General features: G+C 68.0%; 21 protein-coding genes and 1 pseudogene. 1 reads left to right on the top strand and 21 read right to left on the bottom strand.

Features of this window, described 5'->3' with window-relative positions; genetic code table 11:
- The 3 genes and pseudogenes from JWN21_RS09620 to nadC form a co-directional block, all read right to left on the bottom strand.
- Window positions 1–422 (bottom strand): annotated as a pseudogene (locus JWN21_RS09620) (ribonuclease T); the annotation flags it as partial.
- Window positions 419–874, bottom strand: coding sequence for a hypothetical protein (locus tag JWN21_RS09615; protein ID WP_299649017.1), 456 nt, complete (start codon window positions 872–874; stop codon window positions 419–421). The pseudogene JWN21_RS09620 and the gene JWN21_RS09615, both read right to left, overlap by 4 nt.
- A 13-nt stretch (window positions 875–887) precedes the next feature.
- Entirely contained in the window at window positions 888–1,733 is an 846-nt protein-coding gene (gene nadC, locus JWN21_RS09610) for a carboxylating nicotinate-nucleotide diphosphorylase (RefSeq protein WP_299649014.1), read from the bottom strand.
- A 45-nt stretch (window positions 1,734–1,778) separates the two neighbouring features.
- Between nadC and JWN21_RS09605 the strand changes: the two genes are divergently transcribed.
- Window positions 1,779–2,288, top strand: a complete 510-nt coding sequence (locus JWN21_RS09605; RefSeq protein WP_299649011.1) for a DUF1697 domain-containing protein — start codon at window positions 1,779–1,781, stop codon at window positions 2,286–2,288.
- Window positions 2,289–2,313: 25 nt separating this feature from the next.
- Here JWN21_RS09605 and nadA read toward each other — a convergent pair whose 3' ends face one another.
- From nadA to JWN21_RS09515, 18 genes are all read right to left on the bottom strand, one after another.
- The gene (nadA, locus tag JWN21_RS09600; RefSeq protein ID WP_299649008.1) at window positions 2,314–3,315 is read right to left on the bottom strand and encodes a quinolinate synthase NadA; all 1,002 of its coding nucleotides are present in this window, start codon (window positions 3,313–3,315) and stop codon (window positions 2,314–2,316) included.
- 110 nt (window positions 3,316–3,425) lie between these two features.
- Window positions 3,426–4,130 (bottom strand): hypothetical protein, encoded by a 705-nt coding sequence (locus JWN21_RS09595; protein ID WP_299649005.1) that lies wholly within the window; start codon window positions 4,128–4,130, stop codon window positions 3,426–3,428.
- The gene (locus tag JWN21_RS09590) at window positions 4,115–4,984 is read right to left on the bottom strand and encodes an MBL fold metallo-hydrolase (protein WP_299649002.1); all 870 of its coding nucleotides are present in this window, start codon (window positions 4,982–4,984) and stop codon (window positions 4,115–4,117) included. Before JWN21_RS09590 ends, JWN21_RS09595 begins: the two co-directional genes overlap by 16 nt.
- 93 nt (window positions 4,985–5,077) lie before the next feature.
- Entirely contained in the window at window positions 5,078–6,640 is a 1,563-nt protein-coding gene (locus tag JWN21_RS09585) for a M56 family metallopeptidase (RefSeq protein ID WP_299648999.1), read from the bottom strand.
- Window positions 6,637–7,005, bottom strand: coding sequence for a BlaI/MecI/CopY family transcriptional regulator (locus JWN21_RS09580; RefSeq protein ID WP_299648996.1), 369 nt, complete (start codon window positions 7,003–7,005; stop codon window positions 6,637–6,639). The genes JWN21_RS09585 and JWN21_RS09580 overlap by 4 nt, the downstream gene beginning before the upstream one ends.
- Before the next feature lie 245 nt (window positions 7,006–7,250).
- Window positions 7,251–8,534 carry a glycosyltransferase gene (locus JWN21_RS09575; protein WP_299648993.1) on the bottom strand — a complete coding sequence of 428 codons (1,284 nt, stop codon included), beginning with the start codon at window positions 8,532–8,534 and terminating at the stop codon, window positions 7,251–7,253.
- Window positions 8,535–8,591: 57 nt separating this feature from the next.
- Complete coding sequence (gene grxD / locus JWN21_RS09570; RefSeq protein ID WP_299649020.1) at window positions 8,592–8,915, bottom strand: Grx4 family monothiol glutaredoxin; 324 nt, start codon at window positions 8,913–8,915, stop codon at window positions 8,592–8,594.
- Window positions 8,916–8,931: 16 nt separating this feature from the next.
- A complete protein-coding gene (locus JWN21_RS09565; protein WP_299648990.1) occupies window positions 8,932–9,168 on the bottom strand; it encodes a BolA family protein in 237 nt (78 codons plus the stop codon).
- 5 nt (window positions 9,169–9,173) lie between these two features.
- The gene (locus tag JWN21_RS09560; protein ID WP_299648988.1) at window positions 9,174–9,497 is read right to left on the bottom strand and encodes a DUF1476 domain-containing protein; all 324 of its coding nucleotides are present in this window, start codon (window positions 9,495–9,497) and stop codon (window positions 9,174–9,176) included.
- A gap of 60 nt (window positions 9,498–9,557) precedes the next feature.
- Window positions 9,558–10,913, bottom strand: coding sequence for an FAD/NAD(P)-binding protein (locus JWN21_RS09555; RefSeq protein WP_299648985.1), 1,356 nt, complete (start codon window positions 10,911–10,913; stop codon window positions 9,558–9,560).
- A 1-nt stretch (window position 10,914) separates the two neighbouring features.
- Window positions 10,915–11,916: an NADPH:quinone oxidoreductase family protein gene (locus JWN21_RS09550; RefSeq protein WP_299648982.1), complete on the bottom strand. Its 1,002-nt coding sequence runs from the start codon at window positions 11,914–11,916 to the stop codon at window positions 10,915–10,917.
- A complete protein-coding gene (leuD, locus tag JWN21_RS09545; protein ID WP_299648979.1) occupies window positions 11,879–12,508 on the bottom strand; it encodes a 3-isopropylmalate dehydratase small subunit in 630 nt (209 codons plus the stop codon). Before leuD ends, JWN21_RS09550 begins: the two co-directional genes overlap by 38 nt.
- Entirely contained in the window at window positions 12,505–13,128 is a 624-nt protein-coding gene (locus JWN21_RS09540) for a hypothetical protein (RefSeq protein ID WP_299648976.1), read from the bottom strand. The genes leuD and JWN21_RS09540 overlap by 4 nt, the downstream gene beginning before the upstream one ends.
- Window positions 13,129–13,288: 160 nt before the next feature.
- Window positions 13,289–14,125, bottom strand: coding sequence for an N-acyl homoserine lactonase family protein (locus JWN21_RS09535; protein ID WP_299648973.1), 837 nt, complete (start codon window positions 14,123–14,125; stop codon window positions 13,289–13,291).
- Complete coding sequence (leuC, locus tag JWN21_RS09530) at window positions 14,122–15,558, bottom strand: 3-isopropylmalate dehydratase large subunit (protein ID WP_299648970.1); 1,437 nt, start codon at window positions 15,556–15,558, stop codon at window positions 14,122–14,124. The genes JWN21_RS09535 and leuC overlap by 4 nt, the downstream gene beginning before the upstream one ends.
- 41 nt (window positions 15,559–15,599) lie before the next feature.
- Window positions 15,600–16,805, bottom strand: a complete 1,206-nt coding sequence (locus JWN21_RS09525; protein ID WP_299648967.1) for an esterase-like activity of phytase family protein — start codon at window positions 16,803–16,805, stop codon at window positions 15,600–15,602.
- On the bottom strand, window positions 16,802–17,686 hold the full coding sequence (locus JWN21_RS09520) for an alpha/beta hydrolase (protein WP_299648964.1): 885 nt from the start codon (window positions 17,684–17,686) through the stop codon (window positions 16,802–16,804). The genes JWN21_RS09525 and JWN21_RS09520 overlap by 4 nt, the downstream gene beginning before the upstream one ends.
- Window positions 17,683–18,024 (bottom strand): nucleotidyltransferase family protein, encoded by a 342-nt coding sequence (locus JWN21_RS09515; RefSeq protein WP_299648961.1) that lies wholly within the window; start codon window positions 18,022–18,024, stop codon window positions 17,683–17,685. Before JWN21_RS09515 ends, JWN21_RS09520 begins: the two co-directional genes overlap by 4 nt.
- Window positions 18,025–18,184: the final 160 nt, after the last annotated feature.

The raw sequence follows: 18,184 nt of genomic DNA, 5'->3' as shown, positions 1-18,184 counted from the left end.
GGTTGATAGCCGGGCATGCACGTCCCGTGCTTGGCCCATTCGTGCTGCAGCAGCTGCACCGACGGCGTGGCGCACAGGTTCGCGCGCACCACGGCTTCGGGCAGCAGCGCGGCGGGTCGGCAATATTGCGGCCACGGGCGACCGGTTCCGTCCGGCCATAACCCGTGCAGCGTGAAGCCGAAGCGGTTGCCGCCGCCGCACTGGAAGCTTGCCCGCGCATCGCGCCGTTGCGCGCGGCAATGCTGCGGGTTCCAGGTAAGCGCCAGCGTGTAGCCGCCGATCGGCACGACGCGGCTCGGCTGGTCGGCGGTGACCCGGTCCGGACGCGGCCGCTCGATCGTCGTCGGCAGCGCACAGCTGATCGCCTGCGCCTGCGCGGCGGCAGGCATCGCGAGCGCGGCGAGACCCAGCCAGCCCCTCATGCCCGGCCGTCCAGCATCGAACGCTCGCCCAGCCATGTGCGGACGTCGGGCCTGAACAGCATGATCGCCGCCGCCACCGCTAGTGCGGTCGACAAGAGCCCGAGCAGGATGCTTGCCGGGTTCGGCGCGGTCCCGCCTACCAGCCGTCCAAGCGCCAGCAGCGCGAGAACAGCACCGATGGCCTCCGTGACGACGACGAGCCATTTGCCCGCAACATGGCGTTTACGGACCACCAGATACCAGAACAGCACCGAGACCAGCACCGTCGCGAGCAACGCGACGATCATGATCGGTGAGATCAGATCGGCAAGGCCGGGGGTGGCGCGCACCCGCCCCATCATGTTCATCATCTCTCGATTCGCCGTCCAGAAGATTACGGCGTTGACGATGTAGACGGCGATCGAGCCAAGATAGAGCCGCTCGAATGCGACGATCGACGGAGGACGCTCCATGTCCGCTTTTCCTTCAGATACTGGTGAAATCGAGCCCGATGTCGGCCGCCGGCGCCGATTGGGTCAGGCGGCCGACGCTGACATAGGTGACGCCCGTCTCGCCGATCGCGCGGATCGTCTCCAGCCGAACGCCGCCGGACGCCTCGGTCGGCACGCGTCCGCCGACCAGCGTCACCGCGCCACGCAGCGTGGGCGGGTCCATGTTGTCGAGCAGCAGCCGGGTGGCGCCGGCAGCTAGCGCGGGCTCGATCTGGTCGACACGGTCGACCTCGACGATCACTTCCTTGATGCCGGCGGCGAGCGCGCGGCGCACCGCTTCGGCGACCCCACCCGCTACCGCGACGTGGTTGTCCTTGATCATCGCGGCGTCCCACAACCCCATGCGATGGTTCCTCGCGCCCCCCGCCCGGGTCGCGTACTTCTCCAGCACGCGCAGTCCCGGCAGCGTCTTGCGCGTGTCGAGCAGCGTGGCGCCCGTGCCGAGCAGCTTGTCCGCATAGGCGCGCGTCAGCGTCGCGACGCCCGACAGGTGCTGCACCGTATTAAGCGCCGAGCGCTCAGCCGTCAGCAACGCGCGCGCGTTGCCCGTGAGTCGCATCAGGTCCGTGCCTGCCGCGACGCGGGCACCATCCTCGACCAGCCGTTCGATGTGCATGTCGGGATCAAGCGCGCGGAAGAAGGCCTCCGCGATCGACAAGCCCGCGACGGTGATCGCATCCCGGCTATCCATCACGCCGGCAAAGCGCGCGTCGGCGGGGATCACAGCGGCGGAGGTGATGTCGCCCGCTTCGCCAAGGTCCTCGACGAGCGTGGCGGTCACAAAGGCGTGAAGATCGAAGCCGGACAGGGTGAACGTCATGGCGCTTGCCTAGCGCAGCCGCAGTTCGGCCGATAGGCTTTGGTCATGACCAGCTATGTCGCCCTGCTGCGCGCGATCAACCTCGGTGCGGCGAGCACCGTCCGCAGGGAGGTGCTGATCGCGGCGGCGACCGCGCTCGGCTATGCGCGACCGCGCACCTTTATCGCCAGCGGCAATCTGCTGTTCGACACTGACGCCCCCGAAGCGACCGTGAAGGCGAGTCTGGAGCAGGAGTTCGCGGCGCGGACGGGCAAGGCGGTGGCGGTGGTCGTCCGCACGGCGGCGGAGATGGCGGCGGTCCGCAACGCCAATCCCTTCGCCCATGCGCCGGGCAATCGCGTCATCGCCATTCTGCTCGACGCGCCACCTCCCGCCGACGCGCTGGCCCACGTCCGCCATGTCGCCGGCGAGCACATCGCGCTCGGCGAGCGCGAGATCTATATCCGCTACACCGATACCGGGATGGCCCAGTCGAAGCTGGTCGTGCCCGCCGCGAAGGCGGGAACGGGCCGGAACATGAACACGGTCGCAAAGCTGGCGGCGATGCTGGCCTGACTTCTTCTGCGTCCGATGAAGAGACTCAGTCCCCCGTCACCCGCGTCGGGCCAAGATCGCCCTGCCCCACCGTCGCGCTCGCCATCGCGAGCATCGCGTCGAGGCTCTTCTTGGCCTGGAGCCGCAGCCCTTCCTCGATCTCGATGCGCGGCTCCAGATCGCGGAGCGCGACGTACAGCTTCTCCATCGTGTTCAGCGCCATGTAGGGGCAGATGTTGCAGTTGCAGTTTCCGTCGGCACCCGGAGCGCCGATGAACTGCTTCTCGGGCAGCGCCTTTTCCATCTGGTGGATGATGTGCGGTTCGGTCGCGACGATCAGCGTGTCGCCGCTGAAGCTCTTCGCGAACTCCAGGATGCCGCGCGTCGAGCCGACATAGTCGGAATGGTCCAGGATGATCGCGGGACACTCCGGATGCGCCGCGACCGGCGCGCCGGGGTGCTGGGCCTTGAGCTTGAGCAGCTCGGTCTCGCTGAACGCCTCGTGGACGATGCACACGCCCGGCCACAACAGCATGTCGCGCCCGGTCTTGCGCGTCAGATAGCCGCCGAGGTTGCGGTCCGGGCCGAAGATGATCGGCTGGCTGAGCGGGATCTGGCTCAGGATCTTCTCGGCCGACGACGAGGTGACGATGATGTCGGACAGCGCCTTCACCTCGGTCGAACAGTTTATATACGTGAGCGCGATGTGATCGGGATGCGCGGCCCGGAAGGCGGCGAACTTGTCGGGCGGGCAGCTGTCCTCCAGGCTGCACCCCGCGTCCATGTCGGGCAGCACCACGATCTTGCCCGGCGAAAGGATCTTGGCGGTCTCGGCCATGAAGCGCACGCCGCAGAACGCGATCACGTCCGCGTCGGTCTCCGCCGCCTTGCGCGACAGGTCGAGGCTGTCGCCGACGAAATCGGCGAGGTCCTGCAGCTCGGGCTTCTGATAATAGTGCGCCAGGATCACCGCGTTGCGATCCTTGCGCAGACGGTCGATCTCGGCGCGCAGGTCGAGGCCGGTGAGATTGGCGGGTTGAAAGCTCATCTGGGTTCCCCGTCACCCTGAACTCGTTTCAGGGTCCATGCGCGACAGCAGCGTCGGTCACTCCGTAGATGGACGCGCGTGCATGCTGAAACAAGTTCAGCATGACGAAGCTAATGTGCCTCGCGCAACACCTCCGCCACCGGGCGACTCTCGTTCCAACGTTCGCGCGATGGCTCCCCCTGCCACGGGAACAGCACCTCGACGCGGACGTCACGAAGCCCCGTGGCGGCAAGCGGTTGGCGGACATAGGCGGTCACCGCCGCCACTGCCGCTCGGCGCGCGCTCGCCATGTTCTGCTCCGAGCGTGCCGTCTGCTGGACCGTTGCCGTCAGATATTGCGCACCGCGCCGCTGCAGTTCGATGCCGGCCCGGCGTGATACCCAGACGCCCGACTGCTTCACCTGCGCTCGGCCGAAATCTACCGCCGGTGCCTCTGCCACGACATCGGGAATGCGGACGATCATCGTGCGGCTGCGTGCGTCCCAGGCGAGATCGTCCTGGCCGACGCGCTTCAGATCGACATGGTAGCTGACGCTATACGGCGCCTTGGTCTCTTGCTGGGAGGAGAATAGCCGACCATCGTTGGTGGAACGCGCGATCGCCTCGCCGGTCAGTCGCGCCACGCGCAGATCGCGCGCGTTGGTGAACACCGCGGTCACGACACGGCCAGCGTCAATGCCGAGCCGCTGTTCGGCATCGTCGGCGCGGCGGCGTTCCCGCCAGGCGAAGACGGCCAGCGCGAGGAGCGCGAGCAGAACAAGGACAGCGATGATCTTCGTCTGGCGACGCATGCCGGCGCTCACGAACGACGCCATTGCGTGTCGTCCTCCTCCGCCACCAGTCCGCGCGCGCGCAGGTCATGGAGATGCGCCAGCACCGAGCGTTCGGCGGCGGGCAAGAGGCGGAGGTCGAGACCGACATACATCCGCGCGACCATCGCCGCGATCGGCTGTGGCCCTGCCTTCAGGAGGCGCAAAATCTGCCCCTCGCGCTGCTTGCGATGCCCGAGCAGGCCGCGCACCAGCCGCTGCGGCCTGTCGATCTGGTCGCCATGGCCGGGATAATAGACTCGGTCGTCACGCGCGAGCAGCTTGTCCAGGCTCGCCATATACGCTGCCATGTCGCCGTCGGGAGGCGAGACGACGGTGGTGGACCAGCCCATGACGTGATCGCCGGAGAACAGCGCGTTCGTCTCGGGCAGCGCGAAGGCGAGGTGGTTGGAGGTGTGGCCCGGCGTCGTCATCGCGCGCAGCGTCCAGCCTTCGCCCGCCACGGCGTCGCCGTCCGCCAGCACGCGATCAGGCCGGTAGTCGCGGTCGAACGCGGCGTCGGCCCTCGGCCCATCGTCGCTGACGAACACCGGCGCGGCACCGACGATCGGCGCGTCGGTCGCTGCCTGCAAGGCGCGGGTGGCTGGGCTGTGATCGCGATGGTGGTGGGTGACGAGGATCGCGGTCACCGGCCGGCCCGCGATGGCAGCGATCAGCGCGTCGAGGTGCGCCGGCTCGTCGGGACCGGGATCGATGATCGCAAGGTCCGTCGTGCCGACGATGTGGGTCTGGGTGCCGGTAAAGGTGAAGGGCGACGGATTGGGTGCGAGGATGCGCGCGACCAGGGGCTCGAGCTGCACGAGAGTGCCATGGGCGGCGGCGGCGGGATGCTCGGGCATGGTGGCGGTTTGGGGGCTGCGGCGGCGCGAGGCAACCATCGACCATCCGTCACCCCAGCTAAAGCCGAGGCGACGGAGCAGGTCGGTGAGAGCTCAGTTCGTCGTGCGCACCTCGGCCTCGGCCTGCGCGATCCCGGCCAGCGCCTGCGCGCGCTGCTCGTCGGACAGGTTGCGGTCGCGCTCCACGGCATTGCGGGCGAGCGCGAGGCTGGAGCGCGCGCTCAGCATCGTCCGTCGCTCGAAGTCGGCCCCGTTCATCGCCAGACGTTCCGCATTCTTGCTCATCGCCTCGATCCTGTTGGTGCAGATGACGATGCGGCGCTTGCCGTCCTTGGTGGAGTTCTCGACCAGCGGCTTGGCGGTATCGCCCGGGCAGTGGACGCTGGTGACTTCGGGGATGTCCATCGTGCGCCACGTTGTCGGCATGCCGTCCTTGCCGCGCTCGGCATGCATGGGACGGACGAAGACATGCTTCTCGCCGGGAAGGGCGGCGACCGGCGGGACTGGGGGCACGGGCGGGATCGGCAGGTCGTTCTCGGCGATGTACTTGTCCGCGTCAGCTCCCTGATAGGTGGTGGTCTCGCCGTCCTTGTTGACGATCACGACGCGCTTCTTCCTGGCCGTGCCGGGAATGGGCGGGACCGGGGTCACCGGCGGCACCTGCGCCAGCTCCGGCTCGGTCGCGGCGATCGCCACGGGAGGCACGGGCTGCAACGGCACGTCCAGCGTGGCGGTGATCCGCTCGGCGGCGGTGCCGGACGCGGTCAGCCCCAGCCCGCCGGTGACGAGCAAGGTCACGGCGGCGGAACCGGCGGCAAGACGGCGGCGCGAGGCGCGCGACATGGTCAGCATCTTCAGTCTCCCCTTCAGGTCGGCGATGGTGTGGAGGTGGCAGGTCGCGGAAATCGCCTTGCCATGCGCTGCCTTGACGATCGCACGGCCATAGGCGTGACGGTCGGTGGGCGCGCAGCCGGCCAGTACGCGAGCATCGTTCGCCAGCTCCTGGTCGGCACGAAAGGCGTGGAATGCGCGCCAAGCGAGCGGATTGAACCAGTGCAGCGCCAGCACCACCAGCGCCGCCCAATTAGCGAGCAGATCGCGTCGCGCATGGTGCCCCAGCTCATGCGCCAGCGCCAAGGCGCGCTCGTCGGCATCGAACCGCTCGGCGAAATCGCGCGGAAAGGCCACGTACCGGCGCCAGATGCCGAACGCGAGCGGACCCGGCGCGGCGGCGCTGGCGATCACGCGGATGCCGTCGCGCAGTTCCAGCGGCTCTCCAGTGCGCACGACTGCGCGACAGAACCGCGCATGGCGAACGAGGTGCCAGAGCAGGAAACCCGCCATTCCCGCCGCCCAGACGACCGTCAGCGCAAGGCCCAGCGGCAGCGATCCTTCGTCCGCCACCGGCGCGGTCACGTCCAGGATCAGCACCGTCGCCACCGTCTCGCCGGCGCGCGTGATCGGCGCGGCGGTGGCCAGCCACCAGCCCTCGGGTAGCGGCGGCAGCACCAGGCGCAGCGCCGGCAAGGCCCACAGCGCATAGGCGAGTTGCGGCCCGAACGCGCGCCGCACCGGCGCGCGGACGAGCAGCACCGCCACCATCAGCAACGCCGAGGCGATCAGCGCGTCGAGCGCCCAGGCCACGGTGCCGATCACGATTTCAACTCGCGAAGCAGCGCCTCGATGTCTGCGACGTCCTGCGCGGTCAGCTCGTCGGCCTGCGCGAGGTGCGCCACCAGCGGCGTCAGCTTGCCGCCGAACAGCCGATCCATCAGCCGCCGCGACTCACCGGTGATATAGTCGTCGCGCCGGACGAGCGGGCGGTAGAGGTAGCGGCGGCCATCCTCTTCATGACCGATCGCCGCCTTGGCAAGCAATCGGCCGAGCAGCGTCTTGACCGTGTTGGCGCTCCAGCCGCGCGTCGGGTCGACCCGCTCCACCACATCCTGCGCCGTCAGCGGCGCCTCGTCCCACAGCACCTCCATGACGGCGTGCTCGGCATCGCTGATCCGTTCGACCACGACTCGCTCCCGTTGACTACGAGTGTGGTCGCACCGATTACGGGCGTGGTCAACCGGAACGGTAGAATATCAGCACCTCCCGGGCGGAGACGTGTCGGCACGGCTTACAACCACGTATCGCGATGCGCCGCCGTTAACCATCCAAAGGCGCAAAGAACCTTGTTCGCGTCGGATTGGCACGTCGCCTGCAACGTCTCCGGCACCGATGCGCGACACGCCGCGCTTCAGCAGGGTGGACCGGTCGCTCAGACGATCTCGCGCCGGTCCACCCGCACCCGGCCCACCCGATCCGCCGCGCGTGCCCCCGCTTGCTGCAGGGCCGCAGGATAGATCTCGCCGAACAAGCGTCCGAACGTCGCCCGCCAGCTGAAATCCCGCTCGACATGCGCGCGTGCCGCGCGGCCGATCGCGCGGTGATCGCCGGCCCATAGCGCCTGGACGTGGGCCGCCATCGCATCGACATCATCGACCGCGCCGAGCAGGCCGAGTCCAGGCGGCACACGCGCCGGCATCGCGCCCGAGGCGACGCCGATCACCGGCAACCCCGACGATTGTGCTTCCAGCACGGAGATACCGAAGGTCTCGTCCGCCATCGCCGACACGTACAGGTCAGACGAGGCAAGCGCGCGGGCAAGGCCAGCGCGGTCGGATTCGAAACCGGGAAACGCGATGGGCAGGTCCGCCGCTTCCGCCTGCAAGCGCTCGCGCAGCTTGCCGTCGCCAATCATGACCATGGCCGCGCCGAGCTCTGGCGGCAGCCGGCGGAACATGGCGACCAGCCGATCCGCGCGTTTTTCATTGTCGATCCGCCCGGCATAGCTGAGCAGCGGCCCCTTGCCGCCGAGGCCGAGCGAGGCACGGTAGGCGGGGTCGCGCTTGGCGGGCGCAAACATCGCGGTATCGACGCCGAGCGGCAGCACGCTGGTGCGCGTGATCTTGCGCTTTGCCAGCGAGGCGCGCGCCTCTTCGCCCAGGGTATATACCCAGTCGAACTCACGATAGGTGATCTCGGCATAGCCAAGGCTCAGCGCGTAGAAGCCGCGACCGATAACGGAGCCGAGCATATCGGTGCCGACGCGCAGCACATGCGCATTGGGGAAATCCGTCCGGTAACCGGCGACCAGCGCGGTGTGCGGAAAGCGTCGGCGATGGTGGATCGCGGCCCAGGGCAGCACCCAGGGACATAGCGATTCGATGATGTCCGGCTGGTACTCGGCGAGCACGGCGCGGACCTTGGCAACCCGCAGCATGAAGCGGTAATTGGGACTGCCGCGGACCAGATCGCTACCGACCTCGACGAATGTGTGGCGGCCGTTGACCGTGACCCGATCCTCGGGCCCCGGTACGATCTGGAGCAGGCGATGCGGGGTGTGCGCGAGGACATGATCGCGCTTCTCGCGCAGATAGGTGCTGATGCCGCCGCCGCCCGCCGGCGAGTAACTCTGCGTCAGGTCGCAGACAAGCAAGGGCGACCCCTCGCGCGGCGCGGCTCCGCCGCCGCTCCAATCCTGATCATCCCGGCGCAGCATGCCTGCTCCTATGCGGCGCGTCGCGAAGCCAGCCTGAATGCCGCCGTCAGCCGGCGTTCAGTCGTTACTTGACGGCTGGAGCAAGGTCGCGAGTTCGCCCGACTCGTACATCTCCATCATGATGTCCGATCCGCCGATGAATTCACCGTTGGCGTAGAGCTGCGGGATCGTCGGCCAGTCGGAATAGGTCTTGATGCCCTGGCGCACGCCTTGATCCTGCAACACGTCGACGCTCTCGAACTCGACATTCAGATGGTTGAGGATCGCCACCGCGCGGCTGGAAAAGCCACATTGCGGGAACAGCGGGCTGCCCTTCATGAACAGCACGACCGGGCTGGCCTTGACCAAGCCGTCGATGCGGGCCTGGGAGTCGTCGGAGATGTCGGGGGTCATTCGCTTACCTCTGAGGGATTGCGGTGGTGAGTTGGAGCGCGTGCAGCACGCCGCCCATGCGACCGCCCAGCGCTGCATAGACTGCCTGGTGCTGCTTCACGCGGCTCAAGCCGGCGAATGCGCCGCTGATCACACGCGCCGCGTAATGGTCGCCATCGCCGGCAAGGTCGGTGATCTCCACCTCCGCGTCGGGGAGCGCCGCACGGATCATGTCCGCGATCTCGTCAGCCGCCATCGGCACGGGACTTACTTCGCTTCCATCAGCTGGCGGCGAGCCTCGATCATCTGCTCATCCAGCGCGCGACGCACGGCGGCGCCGTCGATGTCGACCCCGGCGGCGGTCAGGTCGCCGACCAGCTTGCGGACCACGTCCTCGTCGCCGGCTTCCTCGAAATCAGCCTGCACGACCGCCTTGCCGTACGCGTCGGCCTCCTCCGCGGTCAGTCCCATCTTTGCCGCCGCCCAGGCTCCGACCAGCCGGTTTCGACGGGCGGTAACGCGGAACGCCATCTCCTCGTCGCGCGCGTACTTCGCCTCGAAGGCATCCTTGCGGTCGTCGAAAGTGGTCAAGAAGCGTCTCCCCGCATGCTGCTGGACGCGAGATAGGGAAGCGCGAGGCGCGGCGCAACGCTACAGCCCCTCTCCCCCCACCCACTGCGCGTTCGCAAGGCGACGGGCGAGGTTCCAGGTCTGGCGCCGCAGGTCTGGCACGGCGACCACCTCCCACAGCGCACCCCGTGTCATCGGGCCGATGCATTGGAGGCGACCGTCGACCGAGCCATCACGTGCGACGACCTGTGACCGCGCATCCACGTCGAGTCCAAGGCGCAGCGGATCAGGGCGAATCATTCCCCGCTCCAGCAACTTGCGGAGCAGCGGCTCGTCCGTCCGGGTCAGATCGCCCTGCGGCCCGGTGCAGTTCACGACCCGCGCGGCGCGGGTGACCGTCACCGCACCACCATGACGCGGTCGCCATCGCAGGGTCAATCCGCCCTGCTCGGCTTGACACCCCTGCACCTTCCCCGCCGCAAACCGCAGCCGCCCGCCAGCGACGAGGGCGTCGATGCGATCGGCCACCGCAGGCGCCAGCCGGTGTCGGTGCACATCCCAGAACGGCCGCAGATGGCGCATGAAGCGACGGCGAACGGTCGCATCGCTCGCCGCCCACAGCCGCTGCGTCACCGGACGGTACGCGTCCACGGCCGCCCGCCAGCCGATCTGTTCGGCCACAGCGCGCACGTCCGCAACCAGCCGCGACAAGGGCCGGTCGGGAACCTCGTGCAGCCCGTCGAGGGGCGGCAGGCCGTCGCGATGACGCCTCGGCGTCAGGCCGCGTCGTGACAGCGCGAGCACCTGGCCAAGGAACCCGCTTGCATCCAGCTGCAACGCCGCATCGATGGCCGTCAGTCCGGTGCCGAGCAGGACCACCGTGTCGTCCTGCCCAAGCCCAGCCGCCAGATCGGCGCGCCACGGGTCGGCGACATAGCACCCCGGCGGCATTGCGTCCGCATCGATCCCAGCCGGGGCGTGTGGCGTAAGATTGCCCGTCGCCAGCACGATGCCGTCGGCTGCAAGCGTTGCGCCGTCGGCGAGCTGCGCCGCCATCGTCTCGCCGGTGTCCAGATCGATTGCTTCGCCCGCGACCAGCGCCAGTCGGCCTTCTCGGCCGCGCCGCTCCACCGCCAACGTGTCCCGCAGATACTCGCCATAGAAGGCGCGCGGCACGAAATCCTGTCTGCCGGCGCCTTTCGCCATGACCCAGCGGGCGAAATGATCCGGCTCGTCCGGAAAGGCGCTCATCCCGGCCGCACGAACATTGAGCAACTGCCTCGGGTGCGCCGCGCTGTACGCGACCCCCCGGCCAAATTGCGCACGCCGTCTTTCCAGCAGGGTCGCGCGCGGGCCGTCATGGCGCAGCAGGTTGATCGCCAGCAGTGTGCCCGAGAAGCCGCCGCCGATGATGAGGAGGTGCTGGTCGGGCCTCAACTCAAGCCCCCACCTCCACCACCAGCTTCCCGATCGCCCCGCGCGCGGCCATCTTCGCGATGGCGTCGCCGCCGCGCTCGAACGGGAACACCTCCGTCACGCGCGGAGCGATCTTGCCGTCGGCCCACAGGCGGAAGAGATGCTCGACATGCGCGTTGTTCGCCTGCGGGTCGCGCGCTGCAAACGCGCCCCAGAACACGCCGCAGACATCGCAGCTCTTGAGCAGCGTCAGGTTGAGCGGCAACTTGGGGATGCCCGCCGGAAAGCCGACGACCAGATAGCGTCCCTCCCAGCCGATCGAACGCAGCGCCGGCTCGGCATAATCACCGCCGACCGGATCGTAGATGACGTCGTACCCGGCCTTGCCCCCAGCGGCCTTGAACTGTTCGGCCAACGCCTTGCTCTGGTCCTTGTCGAAGGGTGCACGGCCATAGACGATGGTCTCGTCCGCGCCGGCCTCCCTGGCGGCGGCGGCCTTCTCGTCGGACGACACCGCCGCGACAACGCGGGCGCCGAACGCCTTGCCCAGCTCGATCGCCGCCAGCCCGACGCCGCCGGCAGCACCCAGCACCAGCAGCGTTTGCCCCGGCTTCAGATGCCCCCGATCGAGCAGCGCGTGGATCGTCGTGCCATAGGTCAGGATCAGCGCCGCGCCCTCGGCGAAGCTGCGTTCGGCCGGCAGACGATACAGCCGCGACGGGTCGACCGCGATCTTTTCCGCCAGCCCACCATGGCCGATCGTGCCCATGATGCGGTCGCCCACTGCCCAGTGGGTGACGCCCTCGCCCACGCTCTCGACCACACCGGCGATCTCGCCGCCCGGCGCGAACGGGCGCGGCGGCTTGAACTGGTATTTGTCCTCGATGATGATGACGTCGGGATAGTTGATCGCGCACGCCTTGACCGCGATCGTCACCTGGCCCGGTCCGGCTTGCGGCTCGGGCAGGTCGGTCATCTCCAGCGTCTCAGGTCCGCCGACCGCCTTCGACAGCAACGCCCGCATCCGCTCTCTCCCTCGCTAACCATGGGCGCTCGGCGGCGACTGTCGCCTCGAAGCCGCTGATTTGCGCGGTCCTTGCCAGCGTGAGGCCGATCTCGTCCAGCCCTTCCATCAGGCAGCGGCGGCGGAACGGGTCCAGTTCGAAGGAGAAGCGGTCCTGATACGGCGTGGTGACGGTCATCGTCTCCAGGTCGATCGTAATCGGCTGGTCCTGCGCGACCGCCAGCAGCCGGTCGATCGCCTCCTGCGGCAGCACGACGGGCACGATGCCGTTCTTGACCGCGTTACCGGAGAAGATGTCGGAAAAGCTCGGCGCGATGACGGCGGTGATGCCCATGTCGGTCAACGCCCAGGCGGCATGTTCGCGACTGGACCCACAGCCGAAATTGTCGCCCGCGATCAGGATCGGCGCGCCGGCATAGCGGGGATCGTCGAACAGATTGCCCGGCTCCGCCCGCACCGTCTCGAACGCACCCCGCCCCAGCCCGGCGCGCGTGGTGGTCTTGAGCCAGTGCGCGGGGATGATGACGTCGGTATCGACATTCTTCTGCCCCCATGGGTAGGCAGTGCCCTGGACGGTGGTGACGGGGGTCATGCCGAAACGACCGTCATTTCCGCTCCAACGGCATGCGGCTGATCGCGCGGTAAATCCACTCCGACCTCTGCGAAGGAGTCCTCCCACCTGTTCTTGTCTGGAATAGGCGTGTCGCTGGCCCATCCGACCCAGAGGTCGACGGTTCCAAACCGGCGCGCACCGATCAGTTCTCCCGCGGCCGATCCCGGCATCCCGATACTCTCGAAGAACGCGACGCAATCCTTGAAGCCCGTGGCCTGCGCGCAGAAACTCTGAACGATCAGCACTGCGATGTCGGTAAGGAAACGCCTGGCCTCCAGCAGGGTCGCGGCCGTGCGATGCAGCAACTGATAGCGTAGGGAACCAATCCGATCAGGCTCAAGGTTGAGGAGAGTGCAAAGATGGCGGAGTCGCTGCAGCTTGCCTGAACCCGCGTCTTTCAGCCATTCCGACACCAACGGACCGAAGCTCTCGTCAACCTTCGCTTCGACTCCGAGCACGCCGAGCTTGTCGCCTCCCCCGATCAACCCGAGCAGGTCCGTCTGCGACGGCGTCGCGCGCCCGTCACGCAAATCGGTCTCACGTTCGAGCCAACCATCCAGGAACTCGGCGCCCGCCAGATAATCACTTGTGGCGATCACATCGCGAACCGCTGGCCGAATACCGTTCGCCGCAAACCAAGCATCCGCCAGCGCTTTTGCCGAGCGTCCCTGTTTCCAGTGCGTTGGCTTGCCGAGGTGGGGTGCGACGTCCGCAGGCTGACGCAGCGGAACGGCCAGGAGCGATGACCTTCTCAACCCCCTACTCCGCCGCCGCCGGGAACGCCGGCAGCTTCGCCACGTCCGCCGGCTCGTGCTGGATGATCACCGTCGCGTTCAGGTTCGCGGCCATTTTCTTGAATCGATCCAGCGACGCGAGCGTGTCGGCGCGGTTGGTGTTGAAGCTGGGTACCCCGTCGGCCGCATAGTTTTCCGTGAAATGGGCGACGTCACCGGTCAACAGGACGGAGCGGCCCTTCAGCCGGACGAGCAGAGAATGGTGGCCGGGGGTATGGCCGGGCATGTCGATCATCCGCACGCTGCCGTCGCCGAACACGTCGCGGTCGCCGGTGACCGGGTCGACCTTCGCCCCGCCGCCGATCCAGGGCTGCAGCGGCGCGGCGTTGATCCCGGGCGCCGGCGGCTTTGCGCTGACCGCCGCCCAGTCGTTCGCGCCGATCAGCAGCGTCGCGCCGGGAAAGCTCGCCGCCTGGCCGGTGTGATCAAAGTGGTAGTGACTGATGCCGACAATCGTGACCTGCTCGGGCTTGATGCCCAGCGCGGCGAGCTGCTCGGGGATCGTGCGCGTCACCGTTGCGTCCATCGGCAGCTTGGGATCGATCGGCTTGCCCTTGATCGCCGCAGGCAGGCCGGCGTCCCACAGCATCACCTTGTCGGCGTGACGGATCAGGTAGCAGCCAACGACCAGTCGCTTGCTCTTGCCGACATAGGCGTCGGTATCGGAGAACAGGTTGAGGTTGTTCGCGGCGACCGTGCCGCAGTCCAGGCGGGTGATCGAGACCTTGGATGCCGCGGGCTGTGCCGAAGCGGCCGAGCCGGTCACGGCCATCAGCGCCGTCGCGATCAGAAGCTTCTTCATGCTCTTTCCCCCATCAGATCTCTCACGTCGGACAAGCGCCCGGTCACCGCCGCCGCCGCCGCCATGGCGGGCGATAGCAGGTGGGTGCGCGACCCCGGCCCCTGTCGGCCGACGAAGTTGCGGTTCGACGTCGACGCGCAGCGTTCGCCTGGCGGTACCTTGTCCGGGTTCATCGCGAGGCACATCGAGCAGCCCGGCTCGCGCCATTCGAAGCCGGCGCTCACGAAAATGCGGTCCAACCCCTCCGCCTCGGCCTGCCGCTTCACCAGCCCCGAGCCGGGCACTACCAGCGCGCGCACACCAGCGGCGACGCGGCGGCCGTCGGCGACCGCGGCGGCGGCGCGTAGGTCCTCGATGCGGCTGTTGGTGCAGCTGCCGATGAAGACGTGCTGGACGGGCACGTCCTGCATCCGCGTGCCGGGGGTCAGGCCCATGTAATCGAGCGATTTGCGCGCGGCGGCCTGCTTGGATGGATCGGCGAAGCTGTCCGGCTCGGGCACGACGCCGGTGATCGACACCACGTCCTCCGGGCTCGTGCCCCAGGTCAGCGCGGGCGCGATGTCCGTCGCGTGCAGCGTGACGCTCTTGTCGTAGCGAGCGCCGGCATCGGTCGGCAGCGTACGCCACGAGGCGACCGCCTGATCCCACGCCTCGCCCGCAGGCGCCATCGGTCGGCCACGCAGATAGGCGAACGTCGTCTCGTCGGGCGCGACCAGCCCGGCGCGCGCGCCCGCCTCGATGCTCATATTGGCGATCGTCAGCCGCCCTTCGATCGACAACGCGCGGATCACCTCGCCAGTGTATTCGATGACGTGCCCGGTTCCGCCGGCCGCGCCGATGCGACCGATGATGGCGAGGATGACGTCCTTGGCCGACACCCCGAACCCGAGCGTGCCGTCGACGCGCACCTCCATCGTCTTTGCACGCTGGAGCAGCAGACATTGCGTGGCGAGCACATGCTCGACCTCGCTGGTGCCGATCCCGAAGGCGAGCGCGCCCAGTGCGCCGTGAGCGCTGGTGTGGCTGTCGCCGCATACCAGCGTGGTGCCCGGCAGCGTGAAGCCCAGCTCCGGCCCGACGACATGGACGATACCCTGCTCGGCCGCGAGCGCGTCGATGTACGGCACGCCGAACTCGGCGACGTTGGCGCGCAGGGTCGCCAGCTGATTGGCGCTTTCGGGATCGGCGATCGGCAGCTCGCGTCCCGCCGCGTCACGCCGCGCCGTGGTGGGCAGATTGTGATCGGGGACGGCGAGCGTCAGCTCCGGCCGACGCACGGCGCGACCGGCGGCGCGCAGGCCCTCGAACGCCTGCGGACTCGTCACCTCGTGCACGAGGTGACGGTCGATATAGATGAGGCAGGTGCCGTCGTCGCGAGTCTCGACGACGTGCGCGTCCCAGATCTTCTCGTACAGCGTGCGGGGTCGGGCCATGGCGTCCGCCTTACCCCCGATCGCCGCCGCCGCGAAGGGCTTCAGAGCGGCGCGTCGAACGTTACCCGCCAGAACCGGGTGCGCGCCCCTTCGACGCCGAAATCATTGTCGTTGACGAGCAGCAGCTCGGCCGGGGACAGCAGCGTCGCGCCCTCCAGATCGGCGCCGATCTCCGGGTGCTCGTCGGTGTCGAGCACCAGCGTCTTCGCCAGCGACACCAGCGCCTCGCCCTTGCCGCTACGCTCTTCCAGCGTCGGCTCTGCCGTGTCGACGTCGCCGCCCGCGTTCCCCAGGGTGATCAGGAAGAACTTGGTCGATTGCGAAACCCGCTCCAGCACCAGGAAGCGATCGCCGCCGAGCGCGGTGATCTCGCTCACCTTGCGCTTGCCGGGGCCGGGTGCCGCGCTCGCGTCGCGCTTGAAACTGTCGATCGGCTCGAGCGGGTAGAGCCACTCCGCGTCCACTGCGCCGGTCTTGGCATCCATCGACCACAACCGAACGTGATCGGCGCGCTTGCTGGTCTTGGCGGACGGGTTGGCGAGCGGACTCTGGAACATCATCACCAGCTTCTTCTTGCCCCATAGCGCCAGCGCCTCGACCCCGCGGTTGAGGCGCCGCTTGGCGGCGATGGCGGGCAGCGTCTCGCGGATCGGATAGCTCGCACCGGCATAGCCGTCCGCGCAGCCCGCCGGGACCCAGCGCTCCAGCGCCACCCCGCGCTTGTCGACGTGCAGCAGCGAGGGGCCATATTCGTCGCCGATGACGAAGCCGCCGTCCGCCAACGCCACCACGCCCTCGCTGTCGACCCCGGACGGGTCCGATCCGATCACATTGCCACCGATGTCGATGACCGGCTCAAGCTGTGCATGCTCGCTGCCGGGCGGGGGCAGCCCGGTCAGCGTCCGTCCGTCGCCGCCGGCGAGCGGGAGGATGCGGACCAGCTCGACGCGGTCGGCATGGACCTGAAGCTCGGCGAGCACCGGGCCTGCATCGAGGCGCGGCATGACCTTCGCTCCGTCGGCCGCGACATGCGCGTCCAGCGTCTGGACGCCATATTCCTCGATCGCGACCTCGACCTTCAGGTTCGGCCCGCGATCGCCGATCGCCCAGACGCGCCCGGCCGGGTCGCCGACGCGGTGGGTGAGGCCCGAGCCGAACCCCCAGACCATCTCCAGACGCTTCTTGGGCAGGTCGATCGCGCCGATCGCCTGCTCGTCCCAGGCCAGTTCCTCGATCTTGTAGGTCATGGCGTCACTCCCGCCTGTTTGAGGAACGCCAGCGACTCGGCGAGCACAGGGCCTTTGTCGCGGAACGGCACGGAAAGGGACATCACCACCTCCTCGTGGCTCAGCGCCGGATAGTCGCGATGGCGCACGGGAGCGCCGACCGACTTCAGGCGCCTGGCGAGGTTGACCGCATTGTGCGCGCCGACCTGCACGTCCTGGCCTGCCGACAGCAGCAGGAGAGGTGGCGCATCGGCGCGCGCGAACGCGATCGGCTGCGTGAACCGCGGATCGCGCACGCCGGCCATCGCATCGATCGCGCGCCTCTTGGTGAAAGGGTAGAAGTCGTACGGCCCGCACATCGGGATGCCCGCGCGCACGATCGCCGGCTCGACGCCCTCCGCCTGCAGCCAGCGCCGGTCGAGCGCCAGCATGGCGACGGTATGCGCGCCGGCGGAGTGACCGGCGAGCGCGATCCGCTTCGGGTCACCGCCATTGCGAGCGATGTTGTCCCGCACCCATCTCACCGCCTGCGCCCCGTCCTGCACGAAGGCGGGGAAGCGGACGCCGGGGACCTTGCGATAGTCCGGCACGACGACGACGTACCCGGCCGCCGCGAACGCCCGCGCCGCGAAGTCGTAGGCGCGACGGTCGCCATGCACCCAGCCACCGCCGTGGAAGAAGACGAGCACGGGGCGCGGCTTGGCCGTCGGAGTAGCGGGTGCCCAGATGTTGAGTGTCTGACCGGCGGTTCCGAATGGAACGTCATCGGCGACCAGCGATACGCCCCTGCCCCCGCCCGCAACGCGATCGGCCCAGCTGAGCAGACGGGGTGGCTCGGTAGTGTATGCAACTAGGCCAAGCACGCAGGTCAGCGTGAAAATGAGGAGGAGTGCGCGCTTCAAGCAGCGTGCGCGGAGCGCGCTGGGAGCAGGTCATCGCGGGTGAAAAGGGTCACCGCAACGGTGTCGATATGACGCTTCAGAGGCGGATATAGATCGGCATCATACGCCACGATGTCGACCTTCACCGGCAAGTTACTATCATCAAAGTGCGTCCAGAGCCGTTCCAGCGCACCATCAGGCAACTTACCGTAGATCACTAGGTCTATATCAGAGTTCGCCCGCGCACGGCCAGTCGCATGCGACCCGAATACAGCTACCTTGTCAATTTGGTGAGAATACGCGGCAAGAATACTCCTCAATATTTCTCGCCGTCTACTGTCGAGTACATGAGCGTCCATTAGCGCTCACCGACCACCTTACCAAGCAAGTCCATGTGAAGGTCGTCGAACACGGCCAAAAAGCGGACACGAAGGTCTTCAATCACCTGTTCGAACACGTTAAGGCTATAGGCATGTGACATCTTGCGCGGGCGTCGAGCGCCTCCATCCAAACGTCACC

Source organism: Sphingomonas bacterium, assembly GCF_028292945.1.
Classification (GTDB): Bacteria; Pseudomonadota; Alphaproteobacteria; order Sphingomonadales; family Sphingomonadaceae; genus Sphingomonas.
The sequence above is the reverse complement of the archived record's forward strand: the minus strand, read 5'-3'. Positions and strand labels throughout refer to the sequence as shown.

What these genes read in the sequence shown, in the direction of transcription:
- JWN21_RS09575 (WP_299648993.1), bottom strand. Translation starts at nt 8,534, where the DNA reads ATGCTGCGCCGGGATGATCAGGATTGGAGCGGCGGCGGAGCCGCGCCG.
- JWN21_RS09595 (WP_299649005.1), bottom strand. Translation starts at nt 4,130, where the DNA reads ATGGCGTCGTTCGTGAGCGCCGGCATGCGTCGCCAGACGAAGATCATC.
- JWN21_RS09515 (WP_299648961.1), bottom strand. Translation starts at nt 18,024, where the DNA reads ATGGACGCTCATGTACTCGACAGTAGACGGCGAGAAATATTGAGGAGT.
- nadA (WP_299649008.1), bottom strand. Translation starts at nt 3,315, where the DNA reads ATGAGCTTTCAACCCGCCAATCTCACCGGCCTCGACCTGCGCGCCGAG.
- JWN21_RS09550 (WP_299648982.1), bottom strand. Translation starts at nt 11,916, where the DNA reads ATGCGGGCGTTGCTGTCGAAGGCGGTCGGCGGACCTGAGACGCTGGAG.
- JWN21_RS09525 (WP_299648967.1), bottom strand. Translation starts at nt 16,805, where the DNA reads ATGACCTACAAGATCGAGGAACTGGCCTGGGACGAGCAGGCGATCGGC.
- nadC (WP_299649014.1), bottom strand. Translation starts at nt 1,733, where the DNA reads ATGACGTTCACCCTGTCCGGCTTCGATCTTCACGCCTTTGTGACCGCC.
- JWN21_RS09605 (WP_299649011.1), top strand. Translation starts at nt 1,779, where the DNA reads ATGACCAGCTATGTCGCCCTGCTGCGCGCGATCAACCTCGGTGCGGCG.
- JWN21_RS09615 (WP_299649017.1), bottom strand. Translation starts at nt 874, where the DNA reads ATGGAGCGTCCTCCGTCGATCGTCGCATTCGAGCGGCTCTATCTTGGC.
- leuC (WP_299648970.1), bottom strand. Translation starts at nt 15,558, where the DNA reads ATGGCCCGACCCCGCACGCTGTACGAGAAGATCTGGGACGCGCACGTC.
- leuD (WP_299648979.1), bottom strand. Translation starts at nt 12,508, where the DNA reads ATGACCCCCGTCACCACCGTCCAGGGCACTGCCTACCCATGGGGGCAG.
- JWN21_RS09535 (WP_299648973.1), bottom strand. Translation starts at nt 14,125, where the DNA reads ATGAAGAAGCTTCTGATCGCGACGGCGCTGATGGCCGTGACCGGCTCG.
- JWN21_RS09590 (WP_299649002.1), bottom strand. Translation starts at nt 4,984, where the DNA reads ATGCCCGAGCATCCCGCCGCCGCCGCCCATGGCACTCTCGTGCAGCTC.